This window comes from Mammaliicoccus sp. H-M34, assembly GCF_022386495.1.
Taxonomy (GTDB): Bacteria; Bacillota; Bacilli; order Staphylococcales; family Staphylococcaceae; genus Mammaliicoccus; species Mammaliicoccus fleurettii.
Map to the genome: position 1 here is coordinate 1 of NZ_JAJNIK010000030.1, position 297 is coordinate 297.

The 297-nt window shown below is 47.8% G+C and carries 3 tRNA genes; all 3 read right to left on the bottom strand.

Going from position 1 to position 297, the window contains the following annotated elements:
* Positions 1 to 2: 2 nt before the first annotated feature.
* Positions 3 to 88: transfer RNA gene (locus LQ608_RS12410), tRNA-Leu, on the bottom strand.
* A 13-nt stretch (positions 89 to 101) separates the two neighbouring features.
* A tRNA-Gly gene (locus LQ608_RS12415) sits at positions 102 to 176 on the bottom strand.
* 27 nt (positions 177 to 203) lie between these two features.
* Positions 204 to 279 (bottom strand) — tRNA-Lys (locus LQ608_RS12420).
* Positions 280 to 297 lie beyond the last annotated feature (18 nt).

Sequence of the window (297 nt, forward strand, 5' to 3'; positions counted from 1 at the left end):
GGTGCCGAGGACCGGAATCGAACCGGTACGGTAATCACTTACCGCAGGATTTTAAGTCCTGTGCGTCTGCCAGTTCCGCCACCCCGGCAAAAAAATAATAATGGAGCGGAAGACGGGATTCGAACCCGCGACCCCAACCTTGGCAAGGTTGTATTCTACCGCTGAACTACTTCCGCTAAATAATTATTTTTGTATATTAATAATGGTGAGCCATAGAGGATTCGAACCTCTGACCCTCTGATTAAAAGTCAGATGCTCTACCAACTGAGCTAATGGCTCTAAAAAATGGTGCCGGCC